15 protein-coding genes are annotated in these 19,045 nt (G+C 63.0%); 10 read left to right on the top strand and 5 right to left on the bottom strand.

Going from position 1 to position 19,045, the window contains the following annotated elements; genetic code table 11:
• Positions 1-14: 14 nt before the first annotated feature.
• Genes ABVK50_RS17695 through ABVK50_RS17675 form a run of 5 tightly spaced genes read left to right on the top strand, consistent with a single transcriptional unit; the run spans position 15 to position 4,741 of the window.
• Positions 15-782, top strand: a complete 768-nt coding sequence (locus ABVK50_RS17695; RefSeq protein WP_353645330.1) for an ABC transporter ATP-binding protein — start codon at positions 15-17, stop codon at positions 780-782.
• Between the two features lie 6 nt (positions 783-788).
• A complete protein-coding gene (locus ABVK50_RS17690) occupies positions 789-1,544 on the top strand; it encodes an ABC transporter permease subunit (protein WP_353645331.1) in 756 nt (251 codons plus the stop codon).
• A gap of 2 nt (positions 1,545-1,546) precedes the next feature.
• A complete protein-coding gene (locus ABVK50_RS17685; protein ID WP_353645900.1) occupies positions 1,547-2,245 on the top strand; it encodes a fumarylacetoacetate hydrolase family protein in 699 nt (232 codons plus the stop codon).
• Positions 2,238-3,758: an acyl--CoA ligase gene (locus ABVK50_RS17680; protein WP_353645332.1), complete on the top strand. Its 1,521-nt coding sequence runs from the start codon at positions 2,238-2,240 to the stop codon at positions 3,756-3,758. The genes ABVK50_RS17685 and ABVK50_RS17680 overlap by 8 nt, the downstream gene beginning before the upstream one ends.
• Complete coding sequence (locus ABVK50_RS17675; RefSeq protein WP_353645333.1) at positions 3,758-4,741, top strand: 2-dehydropantoate 2-reductase; 984 nt, start codon at positions 3,758-3,760, stop codon at positions 4,739-4,741. Before ABVK50_RS17680 ends, ABVK50_RS17675 begins: the two co-directional genes overlap by 1 nt.
• A gap of 54 nt (positions 4,742-4,795) precedes the next feature.
• Here the strand turns inward: ABVK50_RS17675 and ABVK50_RS17670 are convergent, their stop codons facing one another.
• Positions 4,796-6,997, bottom strand: coding sequence for a xanthine dehydrogenase family protein molybdopterin-binding subunit (locus tag ABVK50_RS17670; RefSeq protein ID WP_353645334.1), 2,202 nt, complete (start codon positions 6,995-6,997; stop codon positions 4,796-4,798).
• Between the two features lie 2 nt (positions 6,998-6,999).
• Entirely contained in the window at positions 7,000-7,458 is a 459-nt protein-coding gene (locus ABVK50_RS17665) for a (2Fe-2S)-binding protein (protein ID WP_353645335.1), read from the bottom strand.
• A 409-nt stretch (positions 7,459-7,867) separates the two neighbouring features.
• Between ABVK50_RS17665 and urtA the strand changes: the two genes are divergently transcribed.
• The 5 genes from urtA (at position 7,868) to urtE (ending at position 13,822) form a co-directional block, all read left to right on the top strand.
• Positions 7,868-9,172: an urea ABC transporter substrate-binding protein gene (gene urtA / locus ABVK50_RS17660; protein WP_353645336.1), complete on the top strand. Its 1,305-nt coding sequence runs from the start codon at positions 7,868-7,870 to the stop codon at positions 9,170-9,172.
• A gap of 85 nt (positions 9,173-9,257) precedes the next feature.
• On the top strand, positions 9,258-10,874 hold the full coding sequence (gene urtB, locus ABVK50_RS17655; RefSeq protein WP_353645337.1) for an urea ABC transporter permease subunit UrtB: 1,617 nt from the start codon (positions 9,258-9,260) through the stop codon (positions 10,872-10,874).
• On the top strand, positions 10,871-12,097 hold the full coding sequence (gene urtC, locus ABVK50_RS17650) for an urea ABC transporter permease subunit UrtC (RefSeq protein WP_353645338.1): 1,227 nt from the start codon (positions 10,871-10,873) through the stop codon (positions 12,095-12,097). Before urtB ends, urtC begins: the two co-directional genes overlap by 4 nt.
• A gap of 3 nt (positions 12,098-12,100) precedes the next feature.
• Entirely contained in the window at positions 12,101-12,847 is a 747-nt protein-coding gene (urtD, locus tag ABVK50_RS17645; RefSeq protein ID WP_353645339.1) for an urea ABC transporter ATP-binding protein UrtD, read from the top strand.
• Between the two features lie 279 nt (positions 12,848-13,126).
• Positions 13,127-13,822, top strand: coding sequence for an urea ABC transporter ATP-binding subunit UrtE (gene urtE, locus ABVK50_RS17640; protein WP_353645341.1), 696 nt, complete (start codon positions 13,127-13,129; stop codon positions 13,820-13,822).
• 37 nt (positions 13,823-13,859) lie between these two features.
• Here urtE and ABVK50_RS17635 read toward each other — a convergent pair whose 3' ends face one another.
• From ABVK50_RS17635 to ABVK50_RS17625, 3 genes are read right to left on the bottom strand one after another with little or no spacing between them, the layout of a single operon-like run.
• The gene (locus ABVK50_RS17635) at positions 13,860-15,404 is read right to left on the bottom strand and encodes a SpoVR family protein (protein ID WP_353645901.1); all 1,545 of its coding nucleotides are present in this window, start codon (positions 15,402-15,404) and stop codon (positions 13,860-13,862) included.
• A gap of 18 nt (positions 15,405-15,422) precedes the next feature.
• Positions 15,423-16,733: a YeaH/YhbH family protein gene (locus ABVK50_RS17630; RefSeq protein WP_353645342.1), complete on the bottom strand. Its 1,311-nt coding sequence runs from the start codon at positions 16,731-16,733 to the stop codon at positions 15,423-15,425.
• A 32-nt stretch (positions 16,734-16,765) separates the two neighbouring features.
• Positions 16,766-18,715, bottom strand: coding sequence for a PrkA family serine protein kinase (locus ABVK50_RS17625; protein WP_353645343.1), 1,950 nt, complete (start codon positions 18,713-18,715; stop codon positions 16,766-16,768).
• Between the last annotated feature and the right edge of the window lie 330 nt (positions 18,716-19,045).

The raw sequence follows: 19,045 nt of genomic DNA, 5'->3' as shown, positions 1-19,045 counted from the left end.
AGGAACCATCGCCCATGCCGGCGCAAGTCGATTCGATCGTGGAGGTCAGGGGCATCTCGAAGACCTATGGTGATGTCGAGGCGCTGCGCGGCATCGATCTGGACTTTCCCCGCGGCAAGCTGACCAGCCTTCTCGGACCGAGCGGCTGCGGAAAAACCACGCTGCTGAAGATCATCGCCGGCCTTATCGAGGCCAATGCGGGGACAGTCATGGTTGACGGCAAGCCGGTCAGCGGACCGGGGCCGGAACGCGCCTTCGTCTTCCAGGATTTCGCGCTGATGCCTTGGGCGACAGTGATGCGCAACGTGGCTTTCGGCCTCGAACTGCGCGGCGTGAACAAGACCGAACGAGAAGACAAAGCGCGCCACTATATCGGCGAAGTCGGCCTTGCCGGTTTCGAGAACAAATATCCGCATGAACTTTCAGGCGGCATGCGCCAGCGCGTCGGCCTGGCGCGCGCGCTGTCGGTGGATGCGGAGGTATTGCTGCTGGACGAGCCGTTCTCGGCGGTCGACGAGCAGAACCGGCGCAAATTCCAGGAAGACTTGATCCGGCTCAGGACCAACCAGAACAAGACCTTCATCTTCGTCACCCACTCGATCGAGGAGGCGGTTTACATTTCCGACCGCATCGTCCTGCTGTCGCCGCGGCCGGGCCGCGTCTCGCAGATCATCGAGCCAGAAATCGACCGCTCCGGCGACCCCGATCGCATCCACCGCGACAAGCACTACCTCGATACGGTCGACGAGATCTGGCAGGGGCTGAAGCAATATGTGGAGTGACCTGCCATGATCCTCTTTGGCTACCGTGTGCCGATGATGGCGTCGCTCCTGGTCTGGTGCGTCGTGTGGGAGATCGTCGGCCGCCTTGATCTCGTCTTCCTGCTGCCGCCCTTCAGCGATGTTCTGGTGGCGGCGGTCGATCTCGTGCAATTGCCGTCCTGGCAGAGCGCCACCGTCACGACGCTCCGCGCCTTCGCCGTCGGCATGGCTCTGGCGATCGCTGTCGGCATCCCGCTCGGCATACTTATGGGACGCGTGAGGATCGCCGACGATTTGCTCGGCATGTGGGTCAACATTTTCTCCAGCGCGCCGCTCTCGGCGATCGTACCGGTGCTGATGATCCTGTTCGGCTTCGGCGAGAAGACGATCGTGGCTGCGGTGTTCCTGTTCGCGATCTGGATCATCGTTCTCGATACGAGGGCAGGCGTACGCCACATCTCGCCCTCCCTGATCGAAATGGCGCGTTCCTACGGCGCGTCGCGCCCGGCGCTGTATACCAAGATCATCCTTTGGGCCGCGTTGCCGGAAATCCTCGCCGGCATACGCCTCGGCCTGATCCGAGGCGTCAAAGGCGTCGTCATCGGTCAGTTGCTCGTCGCCATTGTCGGCTACGGCGCGCTGTTTGAAACCTTTTCGCGGAATTTCCGCATGGCCGAATTCTGGGCCCTCACCATCATCCTTTTTGCCTTCGCCCTGGTGATCTCCGAACTGATCGAGAGGGCCGAAGCCAAAGTCGAATATTATGCAGGAGCAAGACAGTGAACATGCACGGCGCCACCTCGAACTACGTCATCCAGCCGACCGCCATCCCGGCCCTGCCGGTTCAGGGAACCGACAAACTGTTTCCCGTGCACCGGGTCTATTGCGTCGGCCGGAACTATGCCGCACACGCTGTCGAGATGGGTCACGACCCGAACAAGGAGCCGCCCTTCTTCTTCCAGAAGAATCCGGACAACCTCGACACATCAGGCGAATTTCCGTATCCGCCCGCATCCAATGACGTTCATCACGAGATCGAGATGGTCGTGGCGCTGAAAAGCGGCGGCACGGATATTCCCGTCGAGAAGGCGCTGGACTGCGTCTACGGCTATGGCGTCGCCCTTGACATGACGCGGCGCGACCTGCAGGGCAAGGCAAAGGACATGGGCCGTCCATGGGAGGTCGGAAAGGCGTTCGAGGCGTCGGGGCCGTGCACGCCGCTGGTTCCGGCAAGCACCATCGGCCATCCCACCCAGGGCGCGATCTGGCTTGACGTCAATGGCGAGCGCAAGCAGACAGGCGATTTGAACCAGATGATCTGGAAGGTGCCGGAGATGATCAGCTATTTGTCGGGCCTGTTCACGCTGATGCCGGGCGACGTCATCCTTTCAGGAACGCCCGCGGGCGTCGGCGCGGTCAATCGCGGCGACATGCTTCGCGGCCATGTCGAGGGCGTAGGCGATATCGAGGTTCGCGTTGTCTGAGGCGGCGTCGATCGTCGAGCGGATCGCGGCCGGCGCTGAAAACGCGCCGGCGATTTCCGCGCCCGACCGGGCGACGCTCACGCATGGCGGGCTCCGCCACCAGATCGCGGATGCGGCCCGCCAGTTGAACGCGCTCGGCCTCGGCCGTGGCGACCGAGTCGCCATCGTGCTGCCGAACGGGCCGGAAATGGCGACGGCCTTCCTCTCGGTCGCCGCGACGGCCTCGACCGCTCCGCTCAATCCGGCCTACCGCGCCGACGAGCTCGAATTCTATCTCACCGACATCGGCGCCAAGGCGATCCTCGTCGGCGAGGAAGAGACCGGTCCGGCCGTCACCGTGGCCGAACGCCTCGGCATTGGCGTTCTGAGGCTTCGTACATTGCCTGAGGCTCCAGCCGGAAGCTTCCGGATTGAGGGCGACGCGGTCGGGCAGCCGGCAGCGCCGGGCTTTGCCGAAGCTGAGGACGTTGCATTGCTCCTCCACACCTCGGGTACGACATCGCGCCCGAAGCTGGTGCCGCTGAGCCACTCCAATCTCGCCGCCTCCGCGTCGCATATCGGCGCGACGCTCGGCCTGACTGCGGACGACCGTTGCCTCAACATCATGCCGCTGTTCCACATCCATGGGCTGATCGCGGCGGTGCTGTCGTCGCTCGCCGCGGGCGGCAGCATCTTCTGCACACCGGGCTTCAATGCGCTTCGCTTCTTCCAGTGGCTCTCCGAAGCCCGGCCGACCTGGTACACGGCTGTGCCGACCATGCATCAGGCGATACTCGCGCGCGCCGCGCGCAACCCCGAAGCGGTGGCGGAAGCACGGCTTCGGTTCATCCGCTCGTCCTCGGCTTCGCTTCCGGCGCAGGTAATGGCCGAGCTGGAGTCGGTTTTCGGCTGCCCGGTGATCGAATCCTACGGCATGACCGAAGCCGCGCATCAGATGGCCTCCAACCGCCTGCCGCCGGGTCTGCGCAAGGCCGGCAGCGTCGGCGCCGCCGCCGGGCCCGAGGTTGCGGTCATGGCGCCGGACGGGCGGCTGCTCGGACCGGGCGAAACCGGAGAGATCGTCATTCGCGGCCCGAACGTGACCGCCGGCTACGAAAAAAACCCGGAAGCGAACGCTTCGGCCTTCGCCCATGGCTGGTTCCATACCGGCGACCAGGGCGTTCTCGATGAAGACCGCTACCTGCGCGTCACCGGCCGGCTTAAGGAAATCATCAACCGCGGCGGCGAGAAGATCTCGCCGCTGGAGGTCGACGAGGTGCTGATGGATCATCCCGCCGTCGCCCAGGTCGTTACCTTCGCCATGCCGCACGACAAGCTCGGCGAAGAGGTCGCCGCCGCGATCGTGCTGCGCGAGGGCGCTGCCGCCAGCGAGAACGAAATCCGCAGCTTCGCCTCCGGCAGGCTCGCCGACTTCAAAGTGCCGCGCAGGATCGTCATCCTCGACGAGATCCCGAAAGGCGCAACCGGCAAGTTGCAACGCATCGGGCTTGCCGCCAAACTCGGCCTGGGATGATGCGGATCACTGTTTTCGGCGCCGGCGCTATCGGCGGCTACCTTGCGGCGAAGCTTGGCCTCGCCGGCAGGACCGACCTGTCGGTCGTGGCGCGAGGCGCGCATCTGGAGGCGATCCGGGCGGGCGGGCTGCGCCTGATCGAGGTTGGCAAGGAAACCGCCGTTCCGGTCAGGGCGGCCGCGCAGGCGGAGGAACTCGGGGTCCAGGACTATGTCGTGCTGGCGCTCAAGGCCCACTCGCTCGGCCCGGCCCTTGACCAGATCGCGCCGCTGCTGGGCGAGGGGACCGCTGTCGTCACCATGCAGAACGGCGTGCCGTGGTGGTATTTCCACAAGCTCGGCGGGCCGCTTGAAGGCACGAGGCTGCGAGCGGTCGATCCGGGCGGGCTGATCTGGGAGCGGCTTGGGCCGGACCGCGTCATCGGCTCGGTGGTCTATCCCGCCGTCGAGGTCGATGCGCCCGGCCTGATCCGCCATATCGAGGGCAAGCGCTTCTCGCTCGGGGAACCGTCCGGCGAAAGGAGCGAGCGCGTCACGCGGCTTGCCGAAGAGCTGGTCGCGGCGGGACTGCAGGCCCCTGTGCGCGACGACATCCGCAGCGAGATGTGGGTGAAGCTCTGGGGCAATCTGTCTTTCAACCCGATCTCCGCGCTCACCGGCAACACGCTGGCCGACATTGTCGCCGACGAGGGCACGCGCTCCGTCGCCCGCGCCATGATGCTGGAAGCGCAGGCGATCGGCGAAAGCCTTGGCGTGCGGTTCCTGATAGGCGTCGACCGCCGGATCAAGGGCGCCGGAGATGTCGGCGCCCACAAGACCTCGATGCTGCAGGATCTCGAACGCGGGCGGCCGATGGAAATCGACGCGCTGGTGACGGCAGTGCAGGAACTGGGGCGGCTGACCGGTCAGCCCACGCCGGCGATCGACATGGTGCTGGCGCTGGTGCGTCGGCTGGCGATCGAGCGCGGCTGCTATCCAGCATAGCAAAAGCAAAACCGGCCGCGATTTGATCGCGGCCGGTCTGCATGCCGTATTCGCCTATGCCGACAGGTTCTTGACGATCGGCAGCTTGCGGATCGTCTTGCCGGTCGCGGCGCGCAGCGCGTTGGCGACGGCCGGACCGATCGGCGGCACGCCCGGCTCGCCGACGCCCGTCGGCGGCTCGTCGGAGGGTACGATATGCACCTCCACCTTCGGCATCTGGTCGATGCGCAGCGGCGTATAGGTGTCATAGTTCTCCTGGTCGACCACGCCTCCGGTCAGCGTCAGCTCCTCCTGCAGGATCGCGCCGAGCCCGAAGCCGATGCCGCCCTCCATCTGGGCGCGGATCTGGTCCGGGTTGATCGCGATGCCGCAATCGACGGCGCAAACGACGCGATCGACGGTGAAGTCGGCACCACCGTTGAAGGTGATCTCCACCACTTCCGCAACATAGGTGTGGAAGCTCTCATGCAGCGCCACACCGCGGAAGCGGCCCTCCGGCAGGGGCTTGTCCCAGCCGGCCTTCTCCGCGGCGAGCCGAAGCACCGCAGCGTGCCGCGGATGCTTTTCGAGCATGGACAGGCGGAACTCGACCGGGTCGCGGTTGGCGGCCGCGGCGAGTTCGTCGATGAACGTCTCCATGACATAGGCGGTGTGGGTCGAGCCGACCGAGCGCCACCACAGCACCGGGATTTTCACGTCCGTCGTCGTCAGGTCGATCTTCAGGTTAGGCATCGCATAAGGAAGATTTGACGCGCCTTCTACCGAAGTCGCATCGACACCGTTCTCGATCATCGCCTCCATGGGCGATCCCGCCATGATCGACTGGCCGACGATATGGTCGTGCAGCGCCACGATCTTTCCGTCCTTGTCGAGCCCCGCCTTGATCGCGTGGACATAGGCCGGCCGATACCGGCCGCCCCGCATGTCGTTCTCGCGCGTCCACTGCACCTTGACCGGCTTGCCGGGGCCGAGCGCCTTGGCGACTGCAACCGACTCGACGATCAGATCCGCGTCCGAGACCGCGCGACGGCCAAAGCTGCCGCCGGTCTTCATGACGTGCAGCCTCACCTTGTCCGGCGTGGTTCCGGCAACCTGCGCGGCGGCGGCCTGGTAGAGGTCGGGCATCTGGTGGCCGCCCCACACCTCGACCGTGCCGTCTTCGCCGATGCGGGCAACGGCGTTCAGTGGCTCGATCGACGCATGGACGAGATAGGGGAATTCGTAGTGCCCCTCGACCACCTTGTCCGCACTGGCCAGCCCCGCAGCGACATCGCCGTCGTTGCGGGCCGTGGCCTTGGCCGGGCCGTCGGCAAGCTTGTTGTACTCCGCCATGATCTCGGCGGTGCCGCGTTGCTCGGCCTTGGCCTCGTTCCATTCAACGGTGACGAGGTCGCGGCCCTTCAGCGCCGCCCACATATTCTCGCCGACCACCGCTATGCCGCGCGGCGTCTGGACGACGTCGACGATGCCGTCGAGCGCCTTCGCCTTGGCTGCGTCGAAGCTCGCCACCTCGGCCCCGAATTTCGGCGGATGGATCATGACGGCGGTCAAAAGCCCGTCCATCTTCAGGTCGATCGTATAAGGCTGGGTTCCGTTGGTCTTGCCGGCGGAATCGTAGCGCTTCAGCTTGTCGGAGCCGATCTGGGTCCATTTTTCGCGCGTCTTGAGCACAAGATCATCGGGAACCGGCATGCCGGCCGCGGCTTGCGCCAGTTCGCCGAATGTGGCGCGCTTGTCCGATCCATGGGAGATCACGCCGGAAGCCACGGTGATCTCGCCGGTAGGTACATTCCACTCCTTCGCCGCCGCCGCGGCCAGCATGGCGCGGGCTGCAGCGCCGGCCTTGCGGTAGCGCTCCCACGAAGATGTCATGGAGGTGGAGCCGCCGGTACCCTGGAAGGCGCCGCCCCAGGCGAGATTGCCGAACAGGGCGGTATTGCCCGAGCCACCGATCACGTCGACCTGCGCCCAGTCGCCGTCAAGCTCTTCCATCACCAGCGTCGCGATGCCGAAATAGGAGCCTTGCCCCATTTCGAACTGCGAGGAGTGGATAATAATCCGGTTCTCCGGCGTGATCTCGACATAGGTCTGGAAGGGATTGGCCTGTGCGGCCGCGGGCGCGGCTTGCGCGGCCGCCGGCCCGGCGGCGATCAGCCGGTAGCCGACCGCGAGGCCGGCCGCGGTTGCTGCCGTGCCGATGAGGAACTGGCGGCGCGTCGCCTGCACCGCTTCTTTCTTTGCGCGAAATTGCAACATGGTCATGCCTCCAGCCGGTGTGCGGCTTTGTGGATCGCCGTGCGGATGCGTTGATAGGTGGCGCAGCGGCAGAGATTGCCGCTCATCGCCGAATCGATGTCGTCGTCGGTGGGGTTTGGCGTCTCGGCCAAGAGGGCGGCGGCGGACATGATCTGGCCCGACTGGCAATAGCCGCATTGCGGCACGTCGAGCTCGGCCCAGACGGCCTGCACCGTCTCGCCGACCTTGCCCGACAGGCCTTCGATGGTGGTGATCGAGGCGCCTTCGATGTCGCTGATCGCGGTCTGGCATGAGCGCGTCGGCACGCCGTCTATATGGACCGTGCAGGCGCCGCATTGCGCGAGGCCGCAACCGAATTTCGTTCCTGTCAGCCCGACGATCTCGCGGATCGCCCACAGCAGTGGCATTTCCGGGTCGACGTCGAGCGTTCGCGATTCGCCATTGAGGGTGAAAGCGACCATGGCTGGCTCTCCTTGTTGGGGCTGGCTAATTGGGTTGCGCCTCATCCGGCTGGGGCGGCCGGCGTTTTCGCGAGGCGTACTCAGATAGGTTAGGGTCAGGCCGGGAAGCCAACAAGCGGTTAGACGGCCAGATCGCGACATCGTGAACTGGCTGACTCGCATCCACCATGTGAGCGAATTTTATGCAGACTTCGGGTTTGCTGAAATTGTAATCAGTTCTGGTTGCGACTGCTCAAAACAAGCCCAATTCTTCGCGGCTGCAGGCGCAGGCCCCACCTCGAGTTTCGTTGATATCCTCTAAGCGGTTGATAACCCTATCTTAATTCCTCTGCATAAGGCCTGCCCCGAACTGGCACGTCGGTTGCTTTGCATTATTGCGGCAAAACAACCCTGTTCGGAGCTGTTCAACATGATGGGTAATTTCTCGACATTCAGAAGTTTTTTGTCCGCGAGCGCTGTCGCGGCAGGCCTCGGTCTCGCAACGCAGGCATTAGCCCAGGAAGAGACGATAAAGGTCGGCGTCCTGCATTCGTTGTCGGGCACGATGGCGATTTCGGAGACGACGCTCAAGGATACGATGCTGTTCCTGATCGAGGAGCAGAACAAGAAGGGTGGGCTGCTCGGCAAGAAACTCGAGGCCGTGGTGGTCGACCCGGCATCGGACTGGCCGCTATTCGCGGAAAAGGCGCGCGAACTCATCGCCGTCGACAAGGTTTCGGCCGTGTTCGGCTGCTGGACCTCGGTGTCGCGCAAATCCGTGCTGCCGGTCTTCGAGGAGCTGAATTCGGTGCTCTTCTATCCCGTCCAGTATGAGGGCGAGGAGAGCCAGCGCAACGTCTTCTATACCGGCGCGGCCCCGAACCAGCAGGCGATCCCTGCGGTCGACTATCTGATGAACGAGGAAGGCGTCGAGCGATGGGTGCTTGCCGGCACCGACTATGTTTACCCGCAGACGACCAACAAGATCCTGCAGGCCTACCTGGAATCCAAGGGCGTGGCCAAGGAAGACATCATGATCAACTACACGCCGTTCGGCCATTCCGACTGGCAGACGATCGTGACAGACATCAAGAACTTCGGCTCGGCCGGCAAGAAGACCGCCGTGGTGTCGACGATCAACGGCGACGCCAACGTTCCCTTCTATAAGGAACTCGGCAACCAGGGCATCAAGGCCGAGGACATCCCGGTCGTCGCCTTCTCGGTGGGTGAGGAAGAACTCGCCGGCCTCGACACCGCACCGCTGGTCGGGCACCTGACCGCGTGGAACTACTTCCAGTCGGTCGACACGCCGGAAAACGCAGCATTCATCGAGGCCTGGCGCGCCTTCATCAAGAACGACAGCAGAGTCACCAACGACCCGATGGAAGCCCATGTGATCGGCTTCAACATGTGGGTGAAGGCGGTCGAGAAGGCCGGCAGCACCGATCCGGACGCCGTGATCGATGCCATCGTCGGTGTGTCGGTGCCGAACCTCTCGGGCGGCTTCTCGACCATGATGCCGAACCACCACATCACCAAGCCGGTGCTGATCGGCGAAATCCAGGCCGACGGCCAGATGGAAACCGTATGGGAGACCTCGGGCCTCGTAGTCGGCGACGAATGGTCGGACTACCTGCCGGACTCCAAGGATCTGATCGCCGACTGGCGCGCGCCGCTCTCGTGCGGAAACTTCAACGTCGCCACCGGGAAATGCGGCGGGAAGGGCATCAACTGACGTCGCGTCCTACCAGGCGGCCCGCGTGCCCCGGGCAGGGTTCCCTATACCTGCCCGGGGCGTTTTTTCGAAGGCTATCTTCCGCATGCGCGCATTCCTAGCGATCGTCTCGCTTTTTCTGTCGCTTCTTTCCGTGGCTCAGCCTGCTCACGCCGATGAAGCCGCGCTGCGCGAAATCGTCGGCAAGTTCGCGATCGCGAAGAACTTCAGGGCCACCGAAGAGATCGTCAGCGAACTGGCCGCGACCGGCGACCCGTCCGTTGAACGCCCGCTTGCGGCACTTGCCGAGGGCGACCTTTATTTCCGCAAATCCGACGCCGCCGTCTTCATCGGTGCGGAGGCGGGTCGGGCGATCAAGCTCACCGACCCGCTGACCGGCGCCGAGGCGGGTGAAGAACCGAAGGCGTCCGTCGCCAAGATCAAGGTGAACAACGCGCTGCGCCGATCCATCCGCGATGCACTTGGCGGGCTGACGCTCGGCTCGCCCGATTCCAACGCCCGCATCGTCGCCGCCGACACCATGTTCAAAACGCCTGCCGCCGCGAATATCGAAACGCTCGACGCTGCCATCGCCAAGGAAACGGTCGGCTCGGTCAGGCTAAAACTGGAGCAGGCGCGCGCCTCCTCGGTGCTCGTATCCGATCTGCCCGATGCCGAGAAGCTCGCCGCGATCGACATGATCGCGGGCATGGGCAGCCGTGACGCGCTATCGCTGCTCACCGGCTATGAAGCCGGCGCCGAGGGGATACTGAAGGACGCCGCTTCGGCAGCAGTCACCCGAATGAATTCGACGCTGGCGGTCTGGGCTTCCGCTCAAAACGTCTGGTACGGCCTGTCGCTCGGCTCGGTGTTGTTGCTGGCGGCGATCGGGCTCGCCATCACCTTCGGCGTGATGGGCGTCATCAATATGGCGCATGGTGAGATGGTGATGCTCGGCGCCTACACGACCTTCGTCGTGCAGAACGTCATCCGCACCTCATTCCCCGGCCTGTTCGACTGGTCGCTGGCGATCGCGCTGCCGCTTGCCTTCCTGGTCGCCGGCGCGGTGGGGCTCGCCATCGAGCGCGGCATCATTCGCTTCCTATACGGCCGCCCGCTGGAGACGCTGCTCGCCACCTGGGGCGTGTCGCTGATCCTGCAGCAGGCGGTGCGCTCGATCTTCGGTCCGACCAACCGCGAGGTCGGCAATCCGTCCTGGATGTCTGGAGCCTTCAAACTCGGCGAGCTTTCCGTGACCTGGAACCGGCTCTGGATCCTGGCCTTCTCGCTGGCCGTCTTCTTCCTGCTGCTCTTCATCATGAAGCGGACATCCTGGGGCCTGCAGATGCGCGCCGTGACGGCCAACCGCCGCATGGCCTCGTCGATGGGCATCAGGACGCCATGGGTCGATGCGCTGACCTTCGCACTCGGCTCGGGTATAGCCGGAATCGCCGGGGTGGCGCTTTCGCAGATCGACAATGTCTCGCCCAATCTCGGACAGGGTTACATCATCGACAGCTTCATGGTCGTGGTGTTCGGCGGCGTCGGCAATCTGTGGGGTACGCTGGTCGGCGCCTTCTCGCTCGGCGTGCTGAACAAATTCCTGGAACCCTATGCAGGAGCGGTGCTCGGAAAAATTCTTGTCCTGGTGCTGATCATCCTGTTCATCCAGAAGCGTCCGCGCGGCCTGTTCGCGCTGAAGGGCAGGGCGGTGGAAGCATGATCGCTGCCCGCTTCTTCGGCTCCGACCGCCGCATCTTCATTGCCATCGTGCTCCTAGTCGCGGCGGCGATGGTCGTACCCGTGCTCAACATTGTCGTGCCGGCCGGCAGCGCCTTCCACATGCCGCCTTACATGGTGGCGCTGGTCGGCAAATATCTCTGCTATGCGCTGCTGGCGCTGTCGCTCGACCTCGTCTGGGGCTATTGCGGCATCCTTTCGCTCGGCCACGGCGCCTTCTTTGCGCTCGGCGGCTACGCGATGGGCATGCATCTGATGCGCCAGATCGGCTCGAGGGGCGTCTACGGCAACCCCGATCTTCCCGATTTCATGGTGTTCCTGAACTGGAAGGAACTGCCGTGGTTCTGGTACGGTTTCGACCAGTTCTGGTTCGCGGCGCTGATGGTCATGCTCGTGCCGGGGCTGCTCGCCTTCGTGTTCGGCTGGTTCGCCTTCAGAAGCCGGGTCACCGGCGTCTACCTGTCGATCATTACGCAGGCGATGACTTATGCCCTGCTCTTGGCATTCTTCCGCAACGATATGGGGTTCGGCGGCAATAACGGCCTGACCGACTTCAAGGACATACTCGGCTTCAACGTGCAGGCGAATGCGACGCGCTCGGCGCTGTTTGCCGCGAGCGCCATCGCGCTGGCGCTCGGCGTCTTCGTCACATGGCTGATCGTGAGCTCGAAATTCGGCAAGCTGCTGATCGCCGTGCGCGACGCCGAAAGCCGCACCCGCTTCCTCGGCTGGCGGGCCGAGAACGTGAAGCTGTTCGCCTTCACCGTGTCGGCGGTGATGGCAGGCATCGCCGGCGCGCTCTACGTGCCGCAGGTCGGCATCATAAATCCGGGCGAGTTCGAGCCTGGCAATTCTATCGAGGTGGTGGTGTGGACCGCGGTAGGCGGCCGCGGCACGATTGTCGGCCCGATCATCGGCGCGCTGCTCGTCAACGCCGGAAAGAGCTGGTTCACCGGCGCGCTGCCGGAATTGTGGCTGTTCGCGCTCGGCGGGTTGTTCGTCGCCGTCACGCTTTTCCTGCCCAAGGGCATTCTGGGCCTGTGGGACCAGTGGCGCGATGCGCGAGCGCAGCGGGAAGTCTCGGTTGCGGCGGAGGCCGGCACCGATGTCGACCCGCCGCCCCCGGTCGCCCGTCCGCAGGCCGGCGTCCAAGCGGGAAACTGGACGAAACCGAGTGGCGGCCCCGAGCCGCAGCCGGCGGAGTAGAAGATGTCGAAATCCGGCACTATCCTCTATCTCGACGGCGTCTCGGTCGCCTTCGACGGCTTTCGCGCCATCAACAAGCTCTCGCTGGTGCTCGACAGGGGCGAGATGCGGGCGATCATCGGCCCCAACGGCGCCGGCAAGACGACGATGATGGATATCGTTACTGGCAAGACACGGCCTGACGAGGGCGAGGTGTTCTTCGACGGGGAAGTCGACCTGACACGCCACGACGAGGCCGAGATCGCCATGATGGGCATCGGCCGAAAATTCCAGAAGCCGACCGTGTTCGAAAGCCATACGGTCGAGGATAATCTGGTGCTGTCGCTCAGCGGTCCGCGCTCGATCTTTCCCGCGCTGTTTCACAGGCGTTCAGCCGAAGACGCGCGCCGCATCGACCACATCCTCGGCGTCACGCGGCTCGGCGACAAGCGCGACAAGCCGGCAGCCAGTCTCTCTCATGGCCAGAAGCAGTGGCTGGAGATCGGCATGCTCCTGGCGCAGGATCCGAAGCTGCTCCTGGTCGACGAACCCGTTGCCGGCATGACCGACGCCGAAACCGAAGAAACCGCGCGCCTCCTGAAGGACATCAACCAGACTCATTCGATCATCGTCGTCGAGCACGACATGCATTTCGTGCGAGAGCTTGGCGTAAAAGTCACATGTCTGCACGAAGGTGCGGTCCTGTCCGAAGGAACACTTGATTTTGTCTCGTCAGATGAGCGAGTAATTGAGGTGTATCTTGGGCGGTAGGGACTGCAATGAACTCTCGCGAGCTTTGGACGCGTTTGCGCGCCGGCTTGAAGGCTGGCCAGTTTCAAGTCGGGAATGTCGAGTGGCGCGGCGACGCCGGCGCGCCGCCCTTCAAATTGAAAGGCATGTGGGAGACGCAGACGGCTTCCGGTGCGCGGGAGTGCTGGCGGGTCTCGTTCAGCTGCCATCACAAGACCATCACCGTAGAAACAAGAAAGCCCCGGCCCAAGCTGTGGCTGGTCGGGTCGAAAGCCTCCTGACCTCTTGCGGAGGCTTCTGATGCTGGAAGTCTCCAACGCCACCCTCCACTACGGCGCCGCCCAGGCGCTGCGCGGTGTCTCGCTCAAGGCGGACGCCGGCAAGATCACCTGCGTGCTCGGCCGTAACGGCGTCGGCAAAACCAGTCTGATGAGATCGATCGTCGGCCACCACCGGCTGACGTCGGGAAGCGTAGCCTTCGAGGGGAAGGCGCTCGACCGGAGCGCGGCGTACGATCGCGCCCGGTCGGGCATCGCATTCGTGCCGCAGGGGCGGGAAATCTTCCCCTTGCTGACGGTGAAGGAAAATCTCGAATCCGGTTTCGCCTCGCTCAAACGGACCGACCGCAATGTTCCCGGACATGTCTTCGAGCTTTTCCCGGTGCTGAGCCAGATGCTGTCGCGGCGCGGCGGCGATCTGTCCGGCGGCCAGCAGCAACAGCTCGCCATCGGCCGTGCGCTGGTAATGCGGCCGAAACTGCTGGTGCTCGACGAACCGACCGAGGGCATTCAGCCGTCGATCATCAAGGATATCGGCCGCGCCATCCGCTATCTGCGCGACCAGGCGGGCATCGCCGTGCTGCTGGTCGAGCAATATCTCGATTTCTGCCGAGAACTCGCCGACGAGGTCTATATCATGGATCGCGGCCAGATCGTGCATACCGGTCCGGCCGAGGACCTCGACAGGCCGCAGGTACGAAAGTTCCTAACGGTCTAACCCAAACAATGGGTCTCTTCCGCGTAGCCGCGCCTGGTCACTCTCCGATCTGGCGTGTCGAGCATTCGTAGACCGAAGCGCCGGTTTCGGCGTCCACTCCCTGCAGGCTGACATCGTAGCCCCAGAGTTTGCGGACATGGCGCAACGTCGCGTCCCGGCTCTCCTCCTCCAGAACGATGCCGTCCCTGACCTTGTGCTGCAAACGCAGATGCCGGTCGCCGAGGAGATCCAGATCGACCACCTGGATGTCCGACCGGCTCGTCCCGACATCATAGCTGTCGGCGAGCGCCGAGCGAATCTTCTCGTATCCCCGTTCGTTGTGAATCGACGCGACCTGGTAATGCGGTTCGCTGGCAGCGTCGTTGAGGGTGAAAAGCCGCCATTTCCGTATCAGCGTCGGGCTCAGATACTGGCGGATGAAGGATTCGTCGCGGTGGTTGGCCCAGGCCTCAAGAAGGGTTTCGCGCCAGTCGCCATTGCCCGCAATGTCGGGAAACCAGTCGCGGTCCTCGGCGGTCGGCTCTATCGAGATGCGCTGGATGTCCTGCATCAGGTCGAGACCGAGCGCGTAGGGATTGATGCCGGAATAGCGAGGGTCGTCGAAAGCCGGCTGGAACACCACGTTCGAATGGCTGCGCAGGATTTCGAGCATGGCGCCTTCGCTGATCTGGCCCCGGTCGAAAAGCGTGTTCATGATGGTGTAGTGCACGAAGGTGGCGCAGCCTTCGTTCATCACCTGCGTCTGGCGCTGCGGATAGAAATATTGCGCGATGATGCGGACAATCCTGATGATCTCGCGCTGCCAGGGCTCCAGGATCAGACTGTTCTTCTCCAGGAAATAGAGCAGGTTTTCTTCCGGCAGGTGCAGCGATCTCTTGCGCTCCGCCATCTTGGATTCCGCCTCGTCGGCCGGTTCGCCGCTCTTCGATTTTGGAACCGTCCGCCATAGATCGTTGTATGTCCGTTCTTCATACTCCAGCCGCTCGCGAATGCCTTCGCGCTGCTTTTCCGTCGACAGTTTCGGCGGGCGCCGGTATCTGAACACGCCTTGCTCCATCAATGCGTGCGCCGCATCGAGGATCTCCTCCACCGCGGCCAGCCCGTGGCGTTCCTCGCAGCGCGTGATGTAGCTCTTGGCAAAATCCAGATAGCTGAGGATGGAGCCCGCATCCGTCCACTGACGGAACAGATAATTGTTCTTGAAGAAGTGGTTGTGGCCGAAGGCTGCATGCGCAGTCACCAGGGCCTGCAAGGGCATGGTGTTCTCTTCCATCAGGTAGACGATGCATGGGTCGGAGTTGATGACGAGCTCATAAGCGAGCCCGCGGCCAGCCTTGCGATACAAGAGCTCCTGGTAGAGGAAATGCTTGCCGAACGACCAGTGGCGGTACATCAGCGGCATGCCGATCGAGGAATAGGCATCGAGCATCTGCTCTGACGAGATGATCTCCATCTGCACTGGATAGACGTCGAGGTGAAGCTCTTCGGTCGCGATCTTCTCGATGGCGTCGTGGGCGCGCGACAACGTTGCGAAATCCCAGTCCGAGCCGGAAAACAGCAAACCGGATATGCCTGCGTCCATGGACATCGACCTTTGCTCTCACCTGCCCTTTTGAAGGACGGGTTGCTTGGTGAAGAGTCGGCGGAACACCGGATAGATGTCGGCGGCCTTGGCGATGCGGGTCATCTGGAAGTTCGGCCAATTGTCGTCGACAGTGCTGTATGCCTGCCACAGCGAGGTGCCATTGTCCGTCGAGCCGAAGATGTGGCTCTCGCGCTCGTCGATGATTTCGACATAGGCGAAATACTGGCAGAGTCGCATGATCTCGCCGTCGAGCAGGGAGATGCAGCGTTCGGAATCGGTGACCGAATTGTCGCCGTCCGATGCCTGCGCGGCATAGATGTTCCATTCCTTGCTGGGATAGCGCTCGTCGATGACACGGCGCATCTCCTCCAGCGCGGTGGAGACGATCGTGCCGCCGCTTTGGGTGCTGTAGAAGAACGTTTCCTCGTCAACCTCCTGCGCCTCGTGGGTATGGCGGATGAAGACGATTTCGGTGCGGTCGTAGCGGCGCTTCAGGAAAAGATGGAGCAGAACGAAGAACCGCTTGGCCAGATCCTTCTCGCGCTCACCCATCGAGCCCGACACGTCCATGAGGCAGAACATGACCGCATTTGCGTTAGGCACCGGCTGCGGGTCGAAGCGGTTGAAGCGGATGTCGATCGGGTCGACAAAGGCGATCAGCCTGCGCCGGCGCTCCAGCCGTTCCAACTCCTCGCGCAACTCGGCTATGCGCTGGCTAGCGGCCGCACTTGGCGGTGCCGCTTCAAGCGCGGCAAGCTCCTGCTCCACCGCCTCCACCTCCTGCCGCTTGGGACGCTTCAGCGCGATGCGGCGGCCATGGCTGTGGCGCATTGTGCGCCCGACATTGATGTTGGTCGCAGCCCCGGTCACGGTAAAGCCTGCCCGCCGCGGCTTGTATGCGACGATCTCCTTGAGGTTGAGCTTGACCATGTCCGGCAATTCGAGATCCTCGAAGAAAAGATCGAGCACCTCCTCGCGCGAAAGCACGAACCGGAAATCGTCTTCGGAAATCCGCTTGCCCGGCCGGCTTCCGATCCCACCGCCCTGGCTGGGCTTCGGAATCCGGTCGCCGGGGGCAAAATGCTTGTTTCCCGGCAGGACGTGCTGACGCCGGCCGCTATCCTTAGCGTCGTCGAATCTCGGTTCGTTGGTACCCCTGGCCGGCATCGAAACCGTATGCTCGGCGTCCACATCGGAAATCTTGCCGGTTCGGACCTGATCCCTGATGTTGCGCTTTAACTCCTCGCGCGCACGGCGCAGGAAGCGCTGGCGGTTGCCAAGGCTCTTGTCTTTCGGGTTCAGTCGGCGATCGATGAAGATCGGCATGATGGGTCCTGACCCAATTTATCGGGCCGGCTTCAACCCGCCTTGTTGACGCGCATGTACCAGTCTACCAGCCGGCGCACCTGGCGCTTGGTATAGCCGCGCTCGACCATCCGCTGCACGAACTCCGTATGCCGCTTCTCCGTCACGCTGTCCTGCTTGGAGCCGAAGCTGATCACGGGAAGCAGATCCTCGACCTGTCCGAACATCCGCTTTTCGATGACTTCACGCAGCTTTTCGTAGCTCGTCCACGACGGATTGCGCCCATGGTTGCGGGCGCGCGCGCGCAAGGTGAACTTCACCACCTCGTTGCGGAAGTCCTTGGGATTGGCGATGCCGGCCGGCTTTTCGATCTGCGACAACTCGTTATCCAGCACCTCGCGATTGAGGTTTTGGCCGGTGTCGGGGTCCTTGTAGTCCTGATCCTCGATCCAGGCATCGGCGTAGGCGATGTAGCGGTCGAACAGATTCTGGCCGTATTCGCTGTAGGATTCCAGATAGGCCTTCTGGATCTCGTGGCCGATGAACTCCGCATATCGCGTGGCCAGTTCCGACTTGATCAAATCGAGATAGTCGGACTCCGTTTCCTTCGGGAACTGTTCGCGCTTGATCGCCTGCTCCAGTATGTACATCAGGTGCACCGGATCGGCGGCCACTTCCTCAGTGTCGTAGTTGAACGTCTGCGACAGGATCTTGAACGCGAAGCGCGTGCTGACGCCAGTCATGCCCTCGTCGACCCCGGCGGCGTCGCGATATTCCTGAACCGATTTTGCCTTCGGGTCGATCTCCTTCAGGTTCTCGCCGTCATAGACACGCATCTTGGTGTAGAGCGGCGAATTGTCGTGCTCGGCCAGGCGCGTCGAGACGGTGAACCGGCTCAATATGTCCAACACCTCGGGAGCGCAGGGGCTGTTGGCCAGCTCGCTTTCGCGCAGCAGCTTTTCGTATATCTGCCTCTCTTCGGTGACCCTCAGGCAATAGGGAACCTTGACCACCAGTATGCGGTCGAGGAACGCCTCATTGTTCTTGTTGTTCTTGAACTGCAGCCATTCCGACTCGTTGGAATGGGCCACCACGATGCCCTGATAGGGGAAGGCCCCGAAGCTTTCGGTGCCGTTGTAGCTGCCTTCCTGGGTAGCCGTCAGCAGCGGGTGCAGCACCTTGATTGGCGCCTTGAACATCTCGACGAATTCCAGCAGGCCTTGCGTCGTCCGGTTCAGGCCGCCGCTGTAGGAATAGGCGTCGGGATCAGACTGGCTGAAATCCTCGAGCTTGCGGATGTCGACCTTGCCGACCAGGGCGGAAACATCCTGGTTGTTCTCGTCGCCCGGCTCGGTCTTGGCGATGCCGATCTGGCGAAGCCGGGAAGGCGTGAGCCTGACGACGCTGAACTTGGAGATATCGCCCTTCAATTCATCCAGTCGCTTGGCCGCCCAAGGCGAGATCAGGCCGTTCAGACGCCGACGTGCGATGCCGTATTTTTCTTCCAGCAGGTCGCCCATACGGTCCGGATTGAAGAGCCCGAGCGGCGATTCGAAAACCGGGCTGATTTCGTTGCCGACCTTCAGCGTGTAGATCGGGCGCTCCTCCATGAGCTTCTTGAGCCGCTCCGCCAACGACGACTTGCCGCCGCCGACCGGACCCAGGAGATAGAGGATCTGCTTGCGCTCCTCGAGCCCCTGGGAGGCATAGCGGAAATAGCCGACGATCCGCTCGATCGTGTCCTCCATGCCGTAGAAGTCCGCGAACGAAGGATAAATCTTGATCGTCCGGTTCGCGAAAATGCGGCCGAGGCGCTCATCCTTGCTGGTGTCGACCAGGTTAGGTTTGCCTATGGCCGCTACCATCCGCTCAGGGGCGGAGGCATACATCGAACTGTCCTCGCAACATGCGAGGAGATATTGCTGAAGGCTCATCTCCTCTCGAGCCGTATCCGTGTAAATCTCCGAAAATAGGTCGAAGACGTCGGATGTTTTTCCTTGCATGACACCCTCGCGCTTTGGCCGGTCTGGTTGCCTGCGGCCAGCGTAACTTCAACTTCCGGAATGGGCCTGTGGTTCCTTCACATCCCGGAGAGTCTGTGTCGCGCGAGCCTGACTCTCTGATCCGATGTTAGCATGAGTCGCGGGTTAAGGCCCGGTTAAAGCGTCGCACCCGCTTTCTTGCAGCCCATCTTTATGAATGCCTGACGAACATGGCGCTTCTCGGACGCGGCACTTTTTTCCCAACAGCGATATCTCCTGGCCAATGAAAGCGCTGCGCCGGGCCTCGGTCGAACAGGGGCCGGGCGCCGCCTCGCGTGTTGGAACAAGGTG

This window comes from Mesorhizobium sp. WSM2240, assembly GCF_040438645.1.
Taxonomy (GTDB): Bacteria; Pseudomonadota; Alphaproteobacteria; order Rhizobiales; family Rhizobiaceae; genus Allomesorhizobium.
The sequence above is the reverse complement of the archived record's forward strand: the minus strand, read 5'-3'. Positions and strand labels throughout refer to the sequence as shown.

Coding starts and splice junctions, on each gene's coding strand:
- ABVK50_RS17695 (WP_353645330.1), top strand. CDS start 15: ATGCCGGCGCAAGTCGATTCGATCGTGGAGGTCAGGGGCATCTCGAAG.
- ABVK50_RS17690 (WP_353645331.1), top strand. CDS start 789: ATGATCCTCTTTGGCTACCGTGTGCCGATGATGGCGTCGCTCCTGGTC.
- ABVK50_RS17685 (WP_353645900.1), top strand. CDS start 1,547: ATGCACGGCGCCACCTCGAACTACGTCATCCAGCCGACCGCCATCCCG.
- ABVK50_RS17675 (WP_353645333.1), top strand. CDS start 3,758: ATGCGGATCACTGTTTTCGGCGCCGGCGCTATCGGCGGCTACCTTGCG.
- ABVK50_RS17670 (WP_353645334.1), bottom strand. CDS start 6,997: ATGTTGCAATTTCGCGCAAAGAAAGAAGCGGTGCAGGCGACGCGCCGC.
- ABVK50_RS17665 (WP_353645335.1), bottom strand. CDS start 7,458: ATGGTCGCTTTCACCCTCAATGGCGAATCGCGAACGCTCGACGTCGAC.
- urtA (WP_353645336.1), top strand. CDS start 7,868: ATGATGGGTAATTTCTCGACATTCAGAAGTTTTTTGTCCGCGAGCGCT.
- urtB (WP_353645337.1), top strand. CDS start 9,258: ATGCGCGCATTCCTAGCGATCGTCTCGCTTTTTCTGTCGCTTCTTTCC.
- urtC (WP_353645338.1), top strand. CDS start 10,871: ATGATCGCTGCCCGCTTCTTCGGCTCCGACCGCCGCATCTTCATTGCC.
- urtD (WP_353645339.1), top strand. CDS start 12,101: ATGTCGAAATCCGGCACTATCCTCTATCTCGACGGCGTCTCGGTCGCC.
- urtE (WP_353645341.1), top strand. CDS start 13,127: ATGCTGGAAGTCTCCAACGCCACCCTCCACTACGGCGCCGCCCAGGCG.
- ABVK50_RS17635 (WP_353645901.1), bottom strand. CDS start 15,404: ATGGACGCAGGCATATCCGGTTTGCTGTTTTCCGGCTCGGACTGGGAT.
- ABVK50_RS17630 (WP_353645342.1), bottom strand. CDS start 16,733: ATGCCGATCTTCATCGATCGCCGACTGAACCCGAAAGACAAGAGCCTT.
- ABVK50_RS17625 (WP_353645343.1), bottom strand. CDS start 18,715: ATGCAAGGAAAAACATCCGACGTCTTCGACCTATTTTCGGAGATTTAC.